This is a genomic window from Streptomyces roseirectus (genome assembly GCF_014489635.1).
Classification (GTDB): domain Bacteria; phylum Actinomycetota; class Actinomycetes; order Streptomycetales; family Streptomycetaceae; genus Streptomyces; species Streptomyces roseirectus.
Window position 1 is genome coordinate 8,320,972 of sequence record NZ_CP060828.1, and the last position, 18,143, is coordinate 8,339,114.

19 protein-coding genes and 1 pseudogene are annotated in these 18,143 nt (G+C 73.7%); 15 read left to right on the forward strand and 5 right to left on the reverse strand.

Annotated elements, in window-relative coordinates; translation table 11 throughout:
- Window positions 1-75: 75 nt before the first annotated feature.
- The 3 genes from IAG44_RS35975 to IAG44_RS35985 all read left to right on the forward strand — a co-directional run bounded on the left by IAG44_RS35975 (window position 76) and on the right by IAG44_RS35985 (window position 3,535).
- A complete protein-coding gene (locus IAG44_RS35975) occupies window positions 76-744 on the forward strand; it encodes a TetR/AcrR family transcriptional regulator (RefSeq protein ID WP_187751253.1) in 669 nt (222 codons plus the stop codon).
- A 128-nt stretch (window positions 745-872) separates the two neighbouring features.
- Window positions 873-1,910 (forward strand): LacI family DNA-binding transcriptional regulator, encoded by a 1,038-nt coding sequence (locus tag IAG44_RS35980; RefSeq protein ID WP_187751254.1) that lies wholly within the window; start codon window positions 873-875, stop codon window positions 1,908-1,910.
- Between the two features lie 191 nt (window positions 1,911-2,101).
- Window positions 2,102-3,535 carry a benzaldehyde dehydrogenase gene (locus tag IAG44_RS35985; protein WP_187751255.1) on the forward strand — a complete coding sequence of 478 codons (1,434 nt, stop codon included), beginning with the start codon at window positions 2,102-2,104 and terminating at the stop codon, window positions 3,533-3,535.
- 3 nt (window positions 3,536-3,538) lie between these two features.
- Here the strand turns inward: IAG44_RS35985 and trxA are convergent, their stop codons facing one another.
- Window positions 3,539-3,919, reverse strand: coding sequence for a thioredoxin (gene trxA / locus IAG44_RS35990; protein ID WP_246562285.1), 381 nt, complete (start codon window positions 3,917-3,919; stop codon window positions 3,539-3,541).
- A gap of 116 nt (window positions 3,920-4,035) precedes the next feature.
- On the opposite strand from trxA, the gene IAG44_RS35995 reads away from it, so the two are divergent.
- Window positions 4,036-5,433, forward strand: a complete 1,398-nt coding sequence (locus IAG44_RS35995) for a dihydrolipoyl dehydrogenase family protein (protein WP_187751257.1) — start codon at window positions 4,036-4,038, stop codon at window positions 5,431-5,433.
- Window positions 5,434-5,486: 53 nt separating this feature from the next.
- On the opposite strand, the gene IAG44_RS36000 is transcribed toward IAG44_RS35995, so the two are convergent.
- Entirely contained in the window at window positions 5,487-6,110 is a 624-nt protein-coding gene (locus IAG44_RS36000; RefSeq protein WP_187751258.1) for a peptide deformylase, read from the reverse strand.
- Between the two features lie 136 nt (window positions 6,111-6,246).
- Between IAG44_RS36000 and IAG44_RS36005 the strand changes: the two genes are divergently transcribed.
- Window positions 6,247-7,656 carry a PepSY-associated TM helix domain-containing protein gene (locus tag IAG44_RS36005; protein WP_187751259.1) on the forward strand — a complete coding sequence of 470 codons (1,410 nt, stop codon included), beginning with the start codon at window positions 6,247-6,249 and terminating at the stop codon, window positions 7,654-7,656.
- A gap of 36 nt (window positions 7,657-7,692) precedes the next feature.
- Here IAG44_RS36005 and IAG44_RS36010 read toward each other — a convergent pair whose 3' ends face one another.
- Window positions 7,693-8,127: a MarR family winged helix-turn-helix transcriptional regulator gene (locus IAG44_RS36010; RefSeq protein WP_187751260.1), complete on the reverse strand. Its 435-nt coding sequence runs from the start codon at window positions 8,125-8,127 to the stop codon at window positions 7,693-7,695.
- The gene (locus tag IAG44_RS36015; protein ID WP_187751261.1) at window positions 8,124-8,606 is read right to left on the reverse strand and encodes a MarR family winged helix-turn-helix transcriptional regulator; all 483 of its coding nucleotides are present in this window, start codon (window positions 8,604-8,606) and stop codon (window positions 8,124-8,126) included. Before IAG44_RS36015 ends, IAG44_RS36010 begins: the two co-directional genes overlap by 4 nt.
- Before the next feature lie 99 nt (window positions 8,607-8,705).
- Between IAG44_RS36015 and IAG44_RS36020 the strand changes: the two genes are divergently transcribed.
- Window positions 8,706-9,671, forward strand: coding sequence for a pirin family protein (locus IAG44_RS36020; protein WP_187751262.1), 966 nt, complete (start codon window positions 8,706-8,708; stop codon window positions 9,669-9,671).
- Between the two features lie 6 nt (window positions 9,672-9,677).
- Here the strand turns inward: IAG44_RS36020 and IAG44_RS36025 are convergent.
- Window positions 9,678-10,415: pseudogene (locus tag IAG44_RS36025) on the reverse strand (MFS transporter); the annotation flags it as partial.
- A 163-nt stretch (window positions 10,416-10,578) separates the two neighbouring features.
- Between IAG44_RS36025 and IAG44_RS36030 the strand changes: the two are divergent.
- From IAG44_RS36030 to IAG44_RS36070, 9 genes are all read left to right on the forward strand, one after another.
- On the forward strand, window positions 10,579-11,727 hold the full coding sequence (locus tag IAG44_RS36030) for an acyl-CoA dehydrogenase family protein (protein WP_187751263.1): 1,149 nt from the start codon (window positions 10,579-10,581) through the stop codon (window positions 11,725-11,727).
- Between the two features lie 32 nt (window positions 11,728-11,759).
- A complete protein-coding gene (locus IAG44_RS36035) occupies window positions 11,760-12,023 on the forward strand; it encodes a MoaD/ThiS family protein (RefSeq protein ID WP_187751264.1) in 264 nt (87 codons plus the stop codon).
- Window positions 12,020-12,853 carry a hypothetical protein gene (locus IAG44_RS36040; protein ID WP_187751265.1) on the forward strand — a complete coding sequence of 278 codons (834 nt, stop codon included), beginning with the start codon at window positions 12,020-12,022 and terminating at the stop codon, window positions 12,851-12,853. Before IAG44_RS36035 ends, IAG44_RS36040 begins: the two co-directional genes overlap by 4 nt.
- Before the next feature lie 121 nt (window positions 12,854-12,974).
- Window positions 12,975-14,099, forward strand: a complete 1,125-nt coding sequence (locus IAG44_RS36045; RefSeq protein WP_187751266.1) for a hypothetical protein — start codon at window positions 12,975-12,977, stop codon at window positions 14,097-14,099.
- Window positions 14,100-14,262: 163 nt separating this feature from the next.
- Window positions 14,263-14,442 (forward strand): hypothetical protein, encoded by a 180-nt coding sequence (locus IAG44_RS36050; protein ID WP_187751267.1) that lies wholly within the window; start codon window positions 14,263-14,265, stop codon window positions 14,440-14,442.
- Between the two features lie 11 nt (window positions 14,443-14,453).
- Window positions 14,454-15,131: a hypothetical protein gene (locus tag IAG44_RS36055; protein ID WP_246562287.1), complete on the forward strand. Its 678-nt coding sequence runs from the start codon at window positions 14,454-14,456 to the stop codon at window positions 15,129-15,131.
- Window positions 15,128-16,225 carry a DUF6895 family protein gene (locus IAG44_RS36060; protein WP_187751268.1) on the forward strand — a complete coding sequence of 366 codons (1,098 nt, stop codon included), beginning with the start codon at window positions 15,128-15,130 and terminating at the stop codon, window positions 16,223-16,225. The genes IAG44_RS36055 and IAG44_RS36060 overlap by 4 nt, the downstream gene beginning before the upstream one ends.
- Window positions 16,225-17,139: a DUF6895 family protein gene (locus tag IAG44_RS36065; RefSeq protein WP_187751269.1), complete on the forward strand. Its 915-nt coding sequence runs from the start codon at window positions 16,225-16,227 to the stop codon at window positions 17,137-17,139. The genes IAG44_RS36060 and IAG44_RS36065 overlap by 1 nt, the downstream gene beginning before the upstream one ends.
- A complete protein-coding gene (locus IAG44_RS36070) occupies window positions 17,139-18,143 on the forward strand; it encodes a serine hydrolase domain-containing protein (RefSeq protein ID WP_187751270.1) in 1,005 nt (334 codons plus the stop codon). Before IAG44_RS36065 ends, IAG44_RS36070 begins: the two co-directional genes overlap by 1 nt.

The following is an 18,143-nucleotide window of genomic DNA, read 5'->3' on the forward strand; positions in this document are numbered from 1 at the left end:
CGAGGTCCGTTTAAGGTTCTACCACCATAACCGGACCAGGGTCCAGTTTGATTCCCGGTGCTTTACGCTGAGTTCATGTCCGCCCTCCTGCCGCCCTTCGTGAACCCCTCGGACGACACCCCCACCGAGCCCGAACTCCTCCAGCTCGACAACCCCGCCGACGAGCCGTGCCTGCGGGCGGACGCCGCGCGCAACCGGGCCAGACTGCTGGACGCGGCGGCCAAGCTCGTCGCCCGGCACGGCGCCGCCGGCGTCACGATGGAGGCCGTCGCCGTCGAGGCGAACGTCGGCAAGGGCACCGTCTTCCGGCGCTTCGGCGACCGCACGGGCCTGCTCACCGCGCTCCTCGACCACTCCGCGCACACCTTCCAGGCCGCGTTCCTCTCCGGACCCCCGCCGCTGGGCCCCGGCGCCCCGCCCGTCGAGCGCCTGCACGCCTTCGGGCGCGCGCTGCTGCGCGCCAGCCTCGACCACCTCGACCTCCAGCTCGCCGCCGAGGCCCCCGCCGAACGCCGGTACGCCGTCGGCGCCGGCCGCTTCCTGCACACCCACGTCACCCTGCTGCTGCGCCAGTCCGTGCCCGACGCCGACCACGAACTCCTCGCCCACGCCCTCATGGGCTACCTGAGCCCGGCGTTCATCCACCACATGGTCCGCCAGTGCGGACAGCCGCTGGAACGGCTCGAAGCGGGCTGGGACGACCTCGTGGACCGCGTCACCCGCACCGCCCCGGCGCCTGTGTGACGAACCTCTCGTCACATCGCGCGACCCTGGTCACACGGGGCGCGGACCCACCCAGGGGACCTCGGCCTGAATTCCACTTGCCCCCGCCCGGCCACCTGCGCGCCACGTCTGCCAAGATGCCGTACGTCATGGTGCAGATACCCACAACGCCCGCGCCGCCGACGCCCCCCGCGCCCCGGCCCGTGCCCACCAGCGCCGATGTCGCCCGCCTCGCCGGAGTCTCCCGGGCGACCGTCTCCTATGTCCTGAACAACACCAGCGCCGTCCGGATCAGCGAGCCCACCCGGCAGCGCGTCCACGACGCGGCCCGCGAACTCGGGTACGTGCCCCACGCGGCGGCCCGCAGCCTGCGCGCCGGGCACAGCCGCATGGTGCTGATGCCGGCCCCGGCGGTCGCCGCGGGACCCCTCTACAGCCAGTTCGTCCACGACCTCCAGCAGGCGCTGAGCCAGATCGGCTACACCGTCGTCCAGTACGGCGCGAGCGGCATGCACGGCCAGGAGGCCGTCCGCTCCTGGGCCGAACTGCGGCCGGTGGCCGTGCTGGTGCCCGGCAACGGGATCAGTGCCGAGGGCGTCGCCGTCCTCAAGCGCTCCGGCGCCAAGGCGGTCGTCGTGCTCGCCGCCGAGCACGTGCCGGGCGCCCACACGCTGATCCTCGACCACGCCGACGTCGGCCGCCTCGCCGCCCGCCACCTCCACGAGCGCGGCCGGCGCCGGATCGGTGTCGTGGTGCCCGTCGAACGCGGGATGGACATGTTCTCCGGGCCCCGGCTGGCCGGGGTGCGCGAGGAACTGGCGGGCACCGGCGCCGAGGTGGTGGCGCTGCCGATGGCCCACACCGAGGAGTCCGCCGCCGAACTCGCCGCCCGCTGGCCCGAACTGGGCCTCGACGCGGTGTTCGGCTACAACGACGAGTACGCGCTGCCGCTCGCGCGCGCCCTCCAGGACCGGGGCGTGGACATCCCCGGGGACGTCGCCGTCGTCGGCGCCGACGACCTCCTGATCGCCCGCCTCGCCCGGCCCCGCCTCACCTCCGTCGCGATCCGGCTGCCCGCCGGGCCCGCCCTCGCCGACCTGGTCGACCGCGCCGTGCACCGGCCCGGCACCGAGGCCGAGCACCCAGGCGCCATCCAAGTCGCCCTCGTGGTGCGGGAGTCCAGCTGAAGATCGGCGGTGAAACCGTGGCACAGGGGCATCGCAATCGCGTTCGACGCGCCTAAGCTGTTGCGCGCTCAACCAATCGGGGTGCGTGCCCGACACCGTCGCGCGCCCTGACGCACGCGTGCCCCACCGCTCGCGGGCCGCCGTCCACGCGCGCCCCCGTACGCCCGCGAGCCGTCGAACGGAGAGCCGACATGCCGCTGCTGCGCGACCCCTCGACCCGGCCGCCCCTCACGGGCCCCGAACACCCCGTCGTCGAACCCGCCACGGGCGACCGGCTCGCACTGCTGACCCTCGCCGCGCCTGAAGACGTCCCCCGCGCCACCGAGGCGGCCCAGGATGCCCAGCGGGAGTGGGCCGCCGCCCCGCACCACGTCCGCGCGGCCGTCCTGCGCCGGGCCGGGGACCTGTTCACCGCGCACGCCGACGAGTTGCGCGACTGGCTCGTGCGTGAGGCCGGCTCCATACCCGGCAAGGCCGACTTCGAACTCCACGTCGCCGCCCAGGAGTGCTACGAGGCCGCCGCCCTCGCCTCCCGGCCCACCGGACAGCTCCTGCCCAGCGAACAGCCCCGGCTCTCCTACACGCGCCGGCTGCCCGTCGGCGTCGTCGGGGTCATCGCGCCCTTCAACGCGCCGCTGATCCTCTCCATCCGCTCGGTCGCGCCCGCGCTCGCGCTCGGCAACGCCGTCGTCCTCAAACCGGACCCGCGCACGGCCGTCTGCGGCGGGTACGCCCTCGCCGACGTGTTCGCCGAAGCGGGGCTGCCCGAGGGGCTGCTGCACGTGCTGCCGGGCGGCGCCGACACCGGGGCCGCGCTCGTCGCCGACCCCCGCGTGCCCGTCCTGTCGTTCACCGGGTCCACCGGCGCCGGACGGGCCGTCGGGGAACTCGCCGGACGCCACCTCAAGCGGGCCCACCTCGAACTCGGCGGGAACTCCGCGCTGCTCGTCCTGGCGGACGCCGACCTCGACGCCGTCATCTCCACCGCGGCTTGGGGCTCCTTCTTCCACCAGGGCCAGATCTGCATGACCACCGGACGCCACCTCGTCCACCGCTCCCTGTACGACGAGTACGTCGACCGCCTCGCCGCCAAGGCCGACTCCCTCGCCGTCGGCGACCCCCACCGCGAGCGGGTCCACCTCGGGCCGCTCATCGACGACGGCCAGCTCGCCAAGGTCCACGGGCTGGTCACCGCGTCCACCGCGGCCGGCGCCAAGCTCGCCGCCGGAGGCACCCACGAGGGGCGTTTCTACCGGCCGACCGTCCTCGCCGACACCGGCGACACCACCCCCGCCTACACCGACGAGGTCTTCGGGCCCGTCGCACCCGTGCGGCCCTTCGACAGCGACGAAGAGGCCGTCGCCCTCGCCGGCGCGAGCACGTACGGCCTCTCCCTCGGCATCGTCACCCCCGACGTCACCCGCGGGCTCGACCTCGCCGCCCGCATCCCCACCGGGATCGTCCACATCAACGACCAGACCGTGAACGACGAGGCCGTCGCCCCCTTCGGCGGACTCGCCGCCTCCGGCAACGGCGCCCGGTTCGGGGGCGACGCCAACCTCGACGCGTTCACCGAGGTGCGGTGGACGACCGTGCGCGGGGACGTCGCCGGGTACCCGTTCTGAGCCCTACTCGTTCTCCGACTTGGCCTGCTGCTCGGCGATCGACTTGCGGACCTCGTCCATGTCCAGGTTGCGCGCCTGCCCGATGACGTCCGCGAGGGCGGCCTCGGGCAGCGCGCCCGGCTGCGCGAACACGGCGACCTGGTCCCGCACGATCATCAGCGTCGGGATCGACTGGATCCCGAACGCCGCCGCCAGCTCCGGCTGCGCCTCCGTGTCGATCTTCCCGAACACCAGGTCCGGGTTCGCCTCCGCCGCCTTCTCGTAGACCGGCGCGAACGACCGGCACGGCCCGCACCACGCCGCCCAGAAGTCGATCAGCACGAACTCGTTCTCCGTGACCGTCGTGTCGAAGTTCTCCTTGGTCAGTTCGACCGTGCTGCTCATGGTGTCCAACCTCTTCCGTAAGGGGGCGTCCGTCCCGGCCAACACGGTCCGGGGCGGCGGTATTCCGGCCGCCTACCCCTGTGGCCCCGGCGTACGCCACCCACCAGACTGGGCCCATGAGCGAATCGGAAACCCTTGACTACGACGTGGTGATCATCGGGGCGGGACCGGTCGGCGAGAACGTGGCCGACCGGACGAAGGCGGCGGGGCTGTCGACCGCGATCGTGGAGAGCGAGCTGGTGGGGGGTGAGTGTTCGTACTGGGCGTGCATGCCGAGCAAGGCCCTGCTGCGGCCGGTGATCGCACGGGCGGACGCGCGGCGGGTGCCGGGCGTCGCCCCGGGGGAGCTGGACGTGCCGGCCGTGCTCGCCAGCCGGGACTCCTTCACCTCCCACTGGAAGGACGACGGCCAGGTCGGCTGGGTGGAGGGCATCGGCGTCGACCTCTTCCGGGGGCAGGGGCGGATCGCCGGGGAGCGGACGGTGACGGTCGGGGAGCGGACGCTGCGCGCACGGCACGCGGTCGTCGTGGCCACCGGGTCACGGGCCGCGCTGCCACCGCTGCCGGGGCTCGCGGACGTCCGTCCCTGGACCAGCCGTGAGGCCACGAGCGCGCAGCGCGTGCCGGGGCGGCTGGTCGTCGTCGGCGGGGGAGTGGTGGCCGTCGAGATGGCCACGGCCTATCAGGCGCTCGGATCCCAGGTGACCGTGCTGGTGCGGGGGGACGGGGGGCTGCTGGGGCGGATGGAACCGTTCGCCGGGGAGTTGGTGGCGGAGGCGCTGACCGAGGCTGGGGCGGAGATCCGGACGGGGGTCAGCGTCGCGTCGGTGGCCCGGGAAGGCGCGGCCGTACGGGTCGGGCTCGACACCGGCGAGGTGGTCGAGGCCGACGAGATCCTGTTCGCGACCGGACGCGCGCCGCGCACCGACGACCTCGGGCTGGAGACGGTCGGACTGACGCCGGGGGACTGGCTCGACGTCGACGACACGCTGCTCGTGACCGGCACGGACTGGCTCTACGCCGTCGGCGACGTCAACCACCGCGCCCTCCTCACCCACCAGGGCAAGTACCAGGCCCGGATCGCCGGTGCCGCCATCACCGCGCGGGTCTCCGGGGGGCCGCTCAACGACGCGCACACGGCCACCGCCGACCATCACGCCGTCCCGCAGGTCGTCTTCACCGACCCCGAGGCGGCCTCGGCGGGGCTCACCCTCGCGGAAGCGGAGTCCGCCGGGCACCGCGTCCGCGCGGTCGACGTCGAGTTCTCCTCCGTCGCGGGGGCGGGGCTGTACGCCGAGGGATATCGGGGGCGGGCCCGGATGGTCGTCGACCTGGAGGAGGAGATCGTCCGCGGGGTGACCTTCGTCGGACCCGGCGTGGGTGAGCTGATCCACTCCGCGACCATCGCCGTCGCCGGGCGGGTGCCGGTGGACCGGCTGTGGCACGCGGTGCCCGCGTATCCGACGATCAGTGAGGTGTGGCTGCGGCTGCTGGAGGCGTACCGGGACAAGTAGGGGGTGAGGGGGCGGGGTTGAGATGCCGGCAGGGGCGTGCTTCCCGTCGGCCCCTACGGCAGTTCGAAGCCCAGCCCCTTCGCCGCCTCCTCCGGTGTGGGCTGGGCCCAGTGCTTCGTGTGGGACTCGTTCGAGGTCAGCGACCTCGGTTCGGCGCGGTCGAGGTACAGGAGGCCGTCGAGGTGGTCCGTCTCGTGCTGGACGATGCGGGCGGGCCAGCCGGAGAAGACCTCGTCGACGGGGCGGCCGGTCTCGTCCTCGGCGCGCAGCCGGACCTCGGCGTGGCGGGTCACGACCGCCTGGTAGCCGGGGACGCTGAGGCAGCCCTCGTAGAAGGAGGCGTGCCCGGAGCCGGTGTACGAGGGGTTGACCAGGACCCGGAACGGCTGGGGGACGCGCGCGCGGGCCGCGCGGATCTCGTCCGGGACGGTCGCGGGGTCCTCGATGACGGCGATGCGCAGGCCCACGCCGACCTGGGGAGCGGCGAGCCCCACGCCGGGCGCCGCGCGCATCGTCTCGCGGAGGGCGGCGACGAAGCGGGCGAGGAGGGCGGGGCCGAGCTGACCCTCGTAGGGGGCGGTGCCGGCGCGCAGGACGGGGTCGCCCGCGGTGACGATCGGCAACGGGCCACCGGGCGCGAGGAGTTGTTCGATCCGGTCGGTGAGGAGGGTGTCCATCGGGTCAGGATGCCATGAGAGGTCGGGAGTGTGACGCGGGTCACTGGAGGGGCCGGGAACTTACGGACCCTTCTCCCCGACTTCTGGGACACCACGGCTACAGCCACCCGTCCCCAGCCCACGGAGAACCCCGCCGATGTCCACCGCACCCTCGCCCACGACGGACGAGGCCCCGCACGACGACGCCCCGACAGCAGAAGCGGCGCCGAAGAAGCGGGGCCCCTGGGCACCCCTGCGCCCGCTGATCCTGCGGCTGCACTTCTACGCCGGAATCCTGGTCGCCCCGTTCCTGCTGGTCTCCGCGACGACGGGCCTGCTGTACGCGGCCTCGTTCCAGGTCGAGAAGGCGGTGTACGCCCACGAACTCACCGTCCCCGTCGGCGACACCAAACTCCCGATCTCCCAGCAGGTCGAGGCCGCCCGCAAGGCGCACCCCGAGGGAACGGTCTCGGCGGTACGCCCCTCCCCGCAGGACGACGCGACGACCCGCGTGCTGCTGTCCGGCGTCAAGGGCGTCGACCCCACCCACACCCTCGCCGTGTTCGTGGACCCCTACACCGCGAAGGTCCGCGGCGCGCTGGAGCAGTACGGCTCGACCGGCGCGCTCCCCGTCCGCACGTGGATCGACGAGTTCCACCGGGATCTCCACCTCGGCGAGAACGGCCGTCTCTACAGCGAGTTCGCGGCGAGCTGGCTGTGGGTCATAGCGCTGGGCGGCGTCGTGCTGTGGTTCTCGCGCCGCAGGGCGCTGCGCAAGGTGCGCGGCACCAGCGGGCGCAGGCGCACCCTCGGTCTGCACGGCGCCCTCGGCGTCTGGATCGCCCTCGGCCTCGTCTTCCTCTCCGCGACCGGCCTCACCTGGTCCAAGTACGCCGGCGAGAGCGTGACGCGGTTGCGCACCTCCCTCGGCCAGTCCACCCCCACGGTCTCCTCGGCGGCGTCCGGCGGTGAACACGCGGGCCACGGCTCCGCGTCGGCGTCCGGCGGTACGGGCGAGCACGGCGTCGGCCTGGACAAGGTTCTGGACGCGGCCCGCGCCAAGGGGCTGGGCGACCCCGTCGAGATCGTCCCGCCGGCGGACGCCGAGTCCGCGTACGTCGTCCGGCAGATCCAGCGCAGCTGGCCCGAGAAGCAGGACTCGGTGGCCGTCGACCCCGCGACCGGCGTCGTCACCGACACCGTCCGGTTCGCCGACTACCCGGTGCTGGCCAAGCTGACCCGCTGGGGCATCGACCTGCACACCGGCATCCTCTTCGGGCTCGTCAACCAGATCGCCCTGATGCTGCTCGCCCTCGCGCTGATCCTGATGATCGTCCTGGGGTACCGGATGTGGTGGCAGCGAGGGCGGGGCACCTCCTTCGGGCGCCCGGTCCCGAGGGGTGCGTGGGCGGACGTCCCGCCGTACGTCCTCGTCCCGGCGCTGGCCCTCGTCGCCGCGCTCGGCTACTTCGTGCCGCTGCTCGGCATTCCGCTGGCCGGGTTCATCGTGGTGGACGTGGTGCTGGGGGAGATCGCGCACCGGAGGAAGAGGGCGGCGTCGGTCTGAGGGGCGGACGCTCTGGTGCGGCCGGCGTGAGGGGAACTACGCCGCCGGCTCCGCCAGTTCCGCGTTCGCCCGTTCCGTCACCAGCTCCAACACCCGCCCCGTGACGGCCAGTTCCTCCTCGGAGAGGCCCGCGTACAGGCGGGCCGACACCTCCGCGACCTCCGTGGTGACCGTCGCGAACAGGTCGCGCCCCGCGTCGGTGGGCCGCAACAGCCAGGCGTCGTCGTACTCCAGGTACCCCTGCGCGGTGAGCGAGTCGACGGCCTGCTGGGACAGGGTGTGGTCCCCCTTGAGGTCGTGGGTGAGGCGTCCCGCCAGCTCCTCCGGGGCGAGGGGGCCGTCCTGTGTGATCGCCGCGCGCAGCGCGAGGTGGCCGAGGAAGGAGAGCCCGTGCCGGCCGACGACCCGCTCGGCGACCGCGCGTCCGGCGTGGTGGGCGAGACCGATGACACGGCCGTTGACAGAGGTCATGACGTCTCCTGAGGGGTGTCGCCGGAAAGGGTGAGCGGGGTGTCGAGCAGCGCCCGCAGCTCCGCCTTGAAGACCCGGGCCCGCTCGCTGTCCTGACCGCCGAGCGGATCGAGCAGCCGGTCGAGGAGGCTCTGGACGAGGGTGATCGCGCGCCCGGTGACGGCGGCACCCTCCTCGGTGAGCGTGAGCCGCATCGCGCGCGGGTCACGCGGGTCCTTCTCCCGGGCGAGGAGCCCCGCCGACTCCAGCGCGCGGGCGAGTTTCGAGACGTACAGCGCTTCGAGCCCCGTCCGGTCGGCGAGCTGCCGCTGACTGGGCGTACGGCCCTCGCGGCGCATGCCGTGCAGCGAGGCGAGGACGACGTACTGGGCGTGGGTGAGGCCCAGCGGGGCCAGCGCCCGGTCGACGGCCACCCGCCACTTGTTCGCGAGCCGCCAGACCAGTTGGCCGTGGGTCGCTCTGTCGGTTCCCGTGCTCATGCCTCGATACCGTACATGGCTACTGTAGCCATGGCTACTATCAGGGTGGAGGCATGCGGAGGTATCCCGAGCCCCCGTCACGGGTCTAGGTTGTGCCCCATGAGCAACCTTGATCGGGCCCCCGCTCCGGCGGTCTGTGGTGGCCGGGGATTCGTGGTGGCGGAACCGGTGCGTGAACTCCTCACGCCCCGCACGGTGCAGCTGGGCGACTCCACCGAGGTGCGGCGGCTGCTGCCGAACCTGGGGCGGCGGATGGTCGGCGCGTGGTGTTTCGTCGACCACTACGGTCCGGACGACATCGCCGACGAACCCGGCATGCAGGTGCCCCCGCACCCCCACATGGGCCTCCAGACGGTGAGCTGGCTGCACGAGGGCGAGGTCCTGCACCGCGACTCCACCGGCAGCCTCCAGACGATCCGCCCCCGCGAGCTGGGCCTGATGACCTCGGGCCGGGCGATCAGCCACTCCGAGGAGAGCCCCCGCGACCACGCCCGCCTCCTGCACGGCGCCCAGCTCTGGGTCGCGCTCCCGGACGCGCACCGCCACACGGAACCGGGGTTCGAACACCACGCCGCGCTCCCGCAGGTGACCGCGCCCGGCCTCACCGCGACCCTGATCCTCGGCACCCTCGACGGCACGACGTCCCCGGGCACCGCCTACACCCCCATCACCGGCGCGGACCTCACCCTCGCCGAGGGCGCGGACGTCCGTCTCCCCCTCGACCCCGACTTCGAGTACGCCGTCCTCGCCATGTCCGGCGAGACCCACGTCGACGGCGTCCCCGTCCTCCCCGGCTCCATGCTCTACCTCGGCTGCGGCCGCACCGAACTCCCCCTGCGCGCGGGCTCCGACGCGAGCGTCATGCTCCTCGGCGGCGAGCCCTTCGAGGAGGAACTGGTCATGTTCTGGAACTGGATCGGCCGCTCCCAGGAAGAGATCGTCCAAGCCCGCGAGGACTGGATGACCGGGTCCCGATTCGGAGAGGTCAAGGGATACGACGGGGCGCCACTGCCCGCCCCCGAGCTTCCGCCGACGCCGCTGAAGCCGCGGGGAAGGGTGCGCTGAAATACCTCACTGAGGCGGGTTCGGACTGCGCGGCCGCAGCATCACCGCCGCCATCGCCGCCGTCCCGGCCAGCACCGCTGCCGCGATCACCGCGACGACGGTGAAGCCCCGGTCGTACGCCTGCCGGGCCGCGTCGAGGACGGCGTCGGCGGTGGCCGACGGCAGGCGGGCGACGACGTCCTCGGCGGCGGCGAAGGACTCCTCCGCGTGGGCCCGGTCCCCCGCGCTCAGACCGGGCACCTCGGGCAGGCCGGTGCGGTGGACGAGGGCCAGCGCGGAGCCGAGGACGGCGACGCCGAGTCCCGCGCCGAGCTCGAACGACGTCTCCTGGATGGCGGCGGCCTCCCCCGACCGCTCGGGCCGGGCGGCGCTCATGATGGAGTCGGCGCCCAGGGTCATCACGATCCCGGCGCCGTACCCCGCGCACAGCAGCGGCAGCAGGAGCATCCCGTAGCGCGCGGTGTCCCCCACGGCGGCGATCGCGGCGCAGGCGGCGGCGAAGAGGAGCAGGGCGCCGGTGAGCGACCAGCGGTTGCCGAAGCGGGCCGACACGCGGGGTGCGGTGACCGCGCCGGCCGCGTTGGCTGCGGCCGGCGGCATCAGGGAGAGCCCGGCGCTCAATGGCGCGTAGCCGCCGACCTGCTGGAGCCACTGGGTGAGGAAGAACAGGAGCGCGACGTAGCTGCCGAAGCATCCGATGACACACAAGCCGGGGCGCGTGAACCCGGGGAACGGGTCTGCCCGGAGTCCTTCGCCGGCTGCCTTGCCCTGCGGCGGAGAAAGAGCCGCCCTCTGTGGGGAGAGGGCTTCGTGCGCCTGGGTGTGCGCTCTGTCCGCGCCGGTTCGGTGTGTGTCAGCGTGGCGGTGATCTGGAGGAAGAGGCGGTCGGCCGAAAGGGCATCAGATCATGACGACGCGGCTCCATGACCTGTCCGGCGACGCGGTCGGTGACTTCGTCAGAGAGCGGTGGGGCGGGCTGCTGGAGGAGATCGGGGCCGGGGCTGGTGAGCGGTATGCGGCGGGGGAGGCGTTTCCCAGGGGGTTTTTGGCGCGGGCCGCGCGGGAGGGGCTGCATCGGCTTTCGATGCCGAAGGATGTCGGTGGTGAGGGGATGGGGTCGAACGTGTGGGGCCGGGTGTTGGAGGAGGTGACCCGGCAGTGTGACGAGGCGGCGTTTCCCCTGGTGGTGAGCATGTCGACGAGTATCGCGTTCACCTTGTACCAGTCCGGGGACGCCGCCTTGGCGGAGAACTACGTGAGGCCGCTGGTGGCCGGCGAGCTGACGGCGACCCTGGGCTTCACCGAGGACGCCGACTTCTGGTCCTGGGAGACGGAGCTGACCCGCGACGGGGAGGGCGGGGTGCTGTCAGGGAGGAAGTCGTACGTGACGGGAGGGCTCTTGTCCGACGTCTTCCTGGTGTACGCCGGCTCCGGCGAGGGACGGCTCGCCGCCTGCCTGGTACGTCACGACGACCCGGGGGTGACGCTGACCCCCGCGAACGGCATCGGCTTCCAGTCCGCCGGCATGGCCGTCCTGACCATGGACGGGGTCCGGCTCGCCCCGGAACGGATCCTGACCTGGACCGACGGCCTGGACCACTCCCAGCTGTACCTGAACGAGCGCCGGAGCATGCAGGCGGCGTGGACCGTCGGCAGGATGCGCGCCCTCGTCGACCGCTGCGCGGCCCGCCTGCGCACCGCGACCCGGCAGGGCCGGCCGGTGCTGGACTACCCGAACGTGGCGGCGGGGCTCGGACGGATGCACATCGTCACGGACGCGGCCCGGACCATGACGCACGACGTCCTCGACCGGCAGGCACGCGGCGAGACGGACCTGACCTACGACGCGAAGATCTCGGCGGCCAAGCACTTCTCCGCCGAGCAGTCGATGCTCATCGCCCACGAGGCCCTGCGCGTGCTGGGCGGCCACGCCTTCTACGGCGACGAGTTCTACGGACGGTACCTGCGGGACTGCACCGGCCTGATCCCCGCGGGCGGCACCCAGCACTCCCTGGAGATCACCATCGGAAACATGGTGGCCAAGCACCTGATCTGACCGTTCCCGCGGCGACGAAGGCGAGCCCGTTCATGGACGTACACTTCTCCGGCCTGCTGCTCCGCTTCACCGACTACGAACGCACCGTCAGCGTCCGGGCCGACACCGTCGGGGACGCGATGGAGGCCCTGCGCCTGCGCTTCCCCCGGCTGGGCCCCGTCCTGTGGGACGACCGGGGCGACCTGCGGCAGGTCCACCGCCTCATCGTGAACGGCGAGGTCGTCCCCGTCGACGCCGCCCACCCCCTGCGGGACACCGACCGGCTGGAATTCCTGACTGCGGTCGCGGGCGGGTGACCGTGCCCCGCCGGATCAGCTACACCGAACCCAGCACCACCACCATGTTCAGCCCGCTGCAACTGCGCCCGCGGACGCTGCTGGGCCACGTCGCGTCGGGCCTCTCCCGCTGGCTCGCCGAGTACGTCACCCCGTTCCCGTCGATGGTGGACACCTACGGCAGCGCGGTCGTGGTCACCTCGGTGCGGATCGACTACGCCACCCCCTGCCCGGGGTTCTCCGACGCGCCGTGGCTGACCGTCCAGTTCGGCCTCCGCGTCCATCCGAGCGGGAAGTGGATGCACGTGGAGATCGACTGCACGGCCGACGGCCGGCCCGTCGCACACGTCTCCACCACGATGCGCGTCCTCGCGGTGGCCGACGGCGACAGCCTGTCCGCGAGCCCCGGCGTCCTGCACCCCGAACTCCGCAAGGCGTTCACCCCGGCCGAGACCGTCGCCACCCCGCCCCCGCCCGACCCGTATCCAGCGGGGGCGACGGCCGTGCTGCCGCCCAGGGAATGGCGCACGTTCATCAGCCGCAGCCACGCCGAGGTCGCCGACCAGTGGTCGTTCATCGAGATGATCGAACTGGCCACCCAGGCCCGGGACCGGCTGTTCGCCGAGGGACTGCACGCCCCGCTGCCGCCCCGCCAGGTGATCGGCACCCCGACGCGCACCCTGCGCGCCGTCTTCCGCCGCCCGATGTTCGTGTACGACCCCTGCGTGGTCACCACGTCTGCCCACCACGGCCCCGACGCATCCGGCCTGTACTTCCACCACCGGATCGGTCCCCCCGACTCCACGCGGCCCCACCTGACCGTCTGGGAAACCCTCGAAGCCATGGCCTGACGATCCGCGCCCGATCGGCTGTGCGCAGAAACCGACTTCACCCGGACACCAGGCGAACTCCCTTGTGCGGAAAGCGTGCTGGGCCGGTGCGGCACAGCCGCGGTGGGTAGGCTCCGGGGCCGTGGTGGAGAAGATCCGTCTCGCGGACGTCGCGCGGGTGCCGACGGACGCGCTGGTGCCCCTGATCAGTGACAGGTTCGACAACCTGGTCACCGTCGCCGTGGCTGACGCCGTCAGCGGCCGGGTTCCGCAGCGCACGCGCCGGCTGCTGCGCGGCCCGGAGTGGCGGCAGGACTGGCAGGACGCGCTGCTGTGCGCGGACGGTGAACTCCAGGTCGCTACGGAACGCATGCGCTACAGCGGGGACCGGCGCCTGGAGACCACCGAGCACCGGCTGCGCAGGGTCCGCGTCCGGCGCAACGAGGCGAGCGTCCTGGTCAAGGAGCTGCGCCGGCACGACTTCCTGGGCAGCGTGGAGCGCAGGACGGGCGCCGACTCACGGCTCACCGCGCAGGGCTGGCTCAGGATCGCGTTCCCCGAGGAGTACGCCGCCCTGCTCGCGGACGAGCGGGCCCGGCTCGACGTCGCCGAGGAGGGCGGCGAGCCGTCCTTCCGCGACGTCCACGAACAGATCGAGTACGCCTGCGCCCACGGCACGCTCACCGCACCCCGCACCCCCGAGGTCGACGCCCTGCTGGCCGCCGCCGACGCCGTCGTCCGCCACGCCGCCGCAGCCGACGCCAAGGACCAGGAGGGCCGCAACGCCGCGCTCCGCCACCCGCTGCTCCTCGGGCGCTGGGAGAACGCGCTGCGGGAGCTGGGGCGGATGACGGCGGGGCGGGCCCGCGCCGAGACCCCGCACGCGCTCGGCACCCTCCCCGCCGACTTCTACGCGCTGCCCCGCCCCGAGGCGACCGGCGTCCTCAACGCCCGCCGCTTCCTCGCCGCCCTTCTCCAGCGGCGCCTGGAGTACAAGCGGTACGTCCGCCAGCTCACCCAGGTGCTGCGCGAGCGGGCCCGCGAGAACCCGTACGTCGTCGCCGCGGCCGAGGCGAAGACCAACGCCGGCGCGCTCCTCGCCGCCCGGCACCCGGGGGAGTACGCGTACGTCCTTGCCGCGCTCGCCCCCTACGAGGAGAGCGCGGGCGTGCTGCCGGCCGCCCTGGTCTCCAGCCCTCGACGGGCCGCGCTGAAACGCGAGGTACTGGCGGCCCTGGCGGACGGAACCTGGACGCCGGCCGACTGACCCTCGAACAGGCCCTGTTCCCAGCGGAGTTCGGTCACCGGCCGCGCCGACTCCGCGTCGACGCGGGCAACTCGGGTGCAGTAACCCCCTGATGGTCAACTTGCGGTGATTTGTCCCGAATATAGGCTTTGAGGTGTCATCCCCTCTCTAGGAGCTGATTTCCATGGGCATGGAACGCACGTTGCCGACCGAACTGACCGTCCAGGTGGACCACCTGGTGGACGCGCCCGAGCAGGACGCCGTCTACCGCGACAGCGCCGAATGCGCGGCCCTCCTTCTCGTCGGCGGTCTGCTGCTGCTCTCGCCGCCGACCCCCCGCCCGAAGCTGCCGGCGAAGAGCTGAGGGGAGCCGCGTTGGCAGAGCAGGCCCAGGAAGCGGTCCCCCTGCACACTGCGGTCGCCGACGCGGCAACCGGGGTCACCCTCGCCCTGCGCGAGGGTGGCCCTTACGCCGTGTCCCGCGTCCTGCGCCCCGAAGACCCCCTGACCCCGGCCGCCGTCCGCGTGCTGGGCGCCGACACCCTCGTCCCCTACACGCTGGGCCACGGCCCGGCCGGCGACGACGGGCCCCTCGTCCGGCAGGCGCTGGCCGCCTATCCGCCGACCGCCGGTTCCGCCGTGTCCGCGTGGAGTCACCACGGGCTCGCGCAGGCCGCGCGCACCCTGCTGCCCGGCCCGTGGCCCGCAGGCGGGGAACCCGACACCGACTGGACCGCGCGCGAAACCTGGCCGCGCCTCTCCCACCAGGTATCCCAGCTCGCCTCCCTGGCGACGCCCGGACTCGCGCCCGCCCTGGAGGCGCGGCTCGCCGAGCGGACCGTCGACCTGTCGCGCGGGTTCGTGCGCGCCGTGCGCCGCCGCGACTGGCTCCAGGCCGCCGGGGTCGGACGCTGGCTCGCCCGGCTGCCCGGGGTGCCCGACTCGCTCGGGCTCGACGCGGGGCTCGTGTTCGTGGCGCACTGGGGCGCGGCCGACCCCCGCGTCGTGCTCCAGGTGGAGGCGGCCCGCCGGCTCTTCGGGACCGGACGGTGACGGCCCGTGCCGACGCCGAGCGGACGGGTACGGCCCGCGCCGCCGCCGACCGGACGGTGACTGCCGGCGCAGCCGATGCCGAGCGGGGGGTGACGGCCCGCACTACCGACGCCGACCGGACCGTGACCGCCCGCGCCGCCGACGTCGACCGGGTGGCCGAGCGGGCGTTGGGCTGGCTGGCCGCGCACCGCGACGACTTCCGGCTCCCGCCGGACGCCACGACCGACGCCGACCGCGACCTCACCTGGAAGCCGCTCGGCGAACTCGCCCAGCTCACCCGGCGGATCGCCGCCGGCCACCCCCGCGCGGACTTGCGCGCGATCGCCGCCGACCTGTTCGCGTTCGCGTGGGCCGAGACCCGCGAGGGCGCGTTGTTCGCGGAACTCGTCCACCGTGAACCCCACGCGACCTACCCGGTCGAGATCTACGGCGTCTTCGCGCAGGCCGGGCTGCGCCACCCGGCCGTCGACGAACTCCTCGGCGCCACCGCCCGGTCGCGGGCCCGCGCCATCGCCCGCGACACCCCCACCCGCACGCTCGGACTGCTGATCGCCGAGCGGCGCGTCGGGCTCGCCCCGCACGACGACCCCGCCGCCGAACTCGCCCGCACCTGGCTCGGGTTGCGCCCGGAACCCTGGGCGCTGGACCGGCGCACGGCGTACGGGCTCACCCACGACGTCTTCCACGTCACCGACTGGGGCGCCGACCGGTCCGCCCTCCCCGCCGACGCCGCCGGCTACCTCCGGCTGTGGCTGCCGGCCTGGCTGGACGGGTGGCTCACGGAGGGCGAGTGGGACCTCGTCGCCGAACTCCTCGCCGTCGGCGCCTGCTTGCCGGACGGCGGCGGACACGAGGGATACGACACCGCCTGGGCGCGGCTCGCCGAGGCCCAGTCGGCGGACGGCGCGGTGCCCGAGCACGAGAACTTTCCCCGGGACTCCTTCCGGGCCTGCTACCACTCGACGCTGGCCACGGCGTTCGCGGCGACGCTGGCGCGCGAGGCGGCCGACGCGCGGGACGACGCCGAGGCCCGCGACGACGACCTTGATGCCCCCGACGCCCCTGGCGCCCTTCTGGGAAGGACCACCGCGTGATGACCGTGACGGCAGCCTCGCCGGCCCTGCTGCACCGGGTCGGGGAGCGGGCGCTCGACTGGCTCGACACCAACCGGGACCGCTTCCGGATCACCCCGGAGGACCACGCGTCGGGGCTGGCGCTGGGGGAGCGGCTGAAGCCCGTCGGCGAACTCGCCGTCAACACCCGCGTGTTGTTCCGCGAGGGCGTCGCCGGGTCGCGGCAGCGGGAGCGGGCCGGGGCCCTGCTCGACTTCGCGTGGCGTGAACTCCTCGACGGCGGCGGGGTGTTGGCGGCCCTCCAGGCGCAGGAGCCGCACACACCGGTCGCGCTGGAGGTGTACGTGCCCTTCCACGAGAGCGGGTACCGGCACCCCGGCCTGGAGGAGATGATCGCCGTCTCGCGCCGCACCCGCAGCTGGGCCGCCGTCGAGAAGCCCCCCAACCGGCAGCTCGCCCTGCTCAGCGCCGAGCGGCGGATCGGGGTGAGACCGAGCGCGAGCTTCGACGAGACGCTGCGCCGCACCTGGCTGGGACAGCTCCCCGAACCCTGGACCGTGCAACTGCACATCGCCTACGACATCACCCACACCGTCTTCCACGTCACCAACTGGGGCGAGCGACCGGACGCGCTCCCGGCCGACATCGCCGACTACCTCGACCGCTACCTCCCGGCGTGGCTGGAGACCTGGGCCGACCTCGAACACTGGGACCTGCTCGGGGAACTCCTCGTCGTCGACGCCTGTCTGCCCCGCCCCGCGCTGGACGCCGAGATCTGGGAGCGGTACGCGGGCGCGCAGGCGCCGTCCGGGGCGATGCCGGTGCACGGCGCGATGCCCGAGGGCGACCCCGGCGACGTCTTCGACCTCCTCCACCACCCCACGCTGGTCGCCGCGTTCGCCTCCGCGATGGCCACCTCACGGGCGCTCGGCTGATGCCCCCCGACGCCCGCCTCGACGAGGCGCTGCGGATGATCGACGCGCCCGACGCCGTCGTCGGCGTCTCCCGGCACGGGCGACGGACGCTCGCCGGCGCGGACGGCCGGGTGCGGGCGCTGCGGTACGAACTCGGGTCGCTGACCAAGACGTTCACGGTGCTGCTCGCCGCGCGGCTCGCGCAGGACGGGGTGCTCGGGCTCGACGACCCGCTCAGCGCGCACCTGCCCGTACGGGCGACCCCGATCACCCTGCGCCACCTCGCGACGCACACCTCGGGCCTGCCCAGGGTGCCGTACGACCTGCTGCCGGGGGCGCTGCTGCACCCCCGGCGCAACCCGTACACCGGGTACGGCACCGGACGGCTGCTCGCCGCGTTCTCCCGGGCCCGCCCCCGGCACGCGCCCGGCACCCGCTGGAACTACTCCAACTTCGGCGTCTCCCTCCTCGGCCTGGCGCTCAGCCGGACGACCGGGACGCCGTACGCGCGGCTCCTCGACGAGCGGGTGCTGACCCCGCTGGGGCTGACCCGGACCAGCGCGACCCCCGCCCCCACGGACGCCGTCGGGCACCGCAAGGACGGCACGACGCGGGTGCCGTGCACCTCGATGGGGGCGTTCGCGCCGGCCGCGTCGGTACGGGCCACGCCGGGCGACCTCCTGACCTACACCGAGGCCCACCTCGCCCCGTCCGGCCCGCTCGCCGACGCGCTGCGCCGGGTCGTCGTCCCGCAGCTGCGGCGCGGCCGGCACGGGGAGGGGCACACGCTGACCTGGTTCGTGCACGAGACACCGCGAGGGCCGCTGCTCTTCCACAGCGGGGCGACGTTCGGGCAGCAGGCGTTCGCCGGGTTCCACCCCGCGTCGGGGACGGCCGTCGTCGCCGTCGCCAACCGGCACCACCGGGGGTGCCGGCTCGTTCCCGTCGCGCACGACCTGCTGTACGGGCTGGCCACACAGGCGCCGGGGCGCGAGGAGCCGGTGGCGCTCGGGACGGGGTGGTGA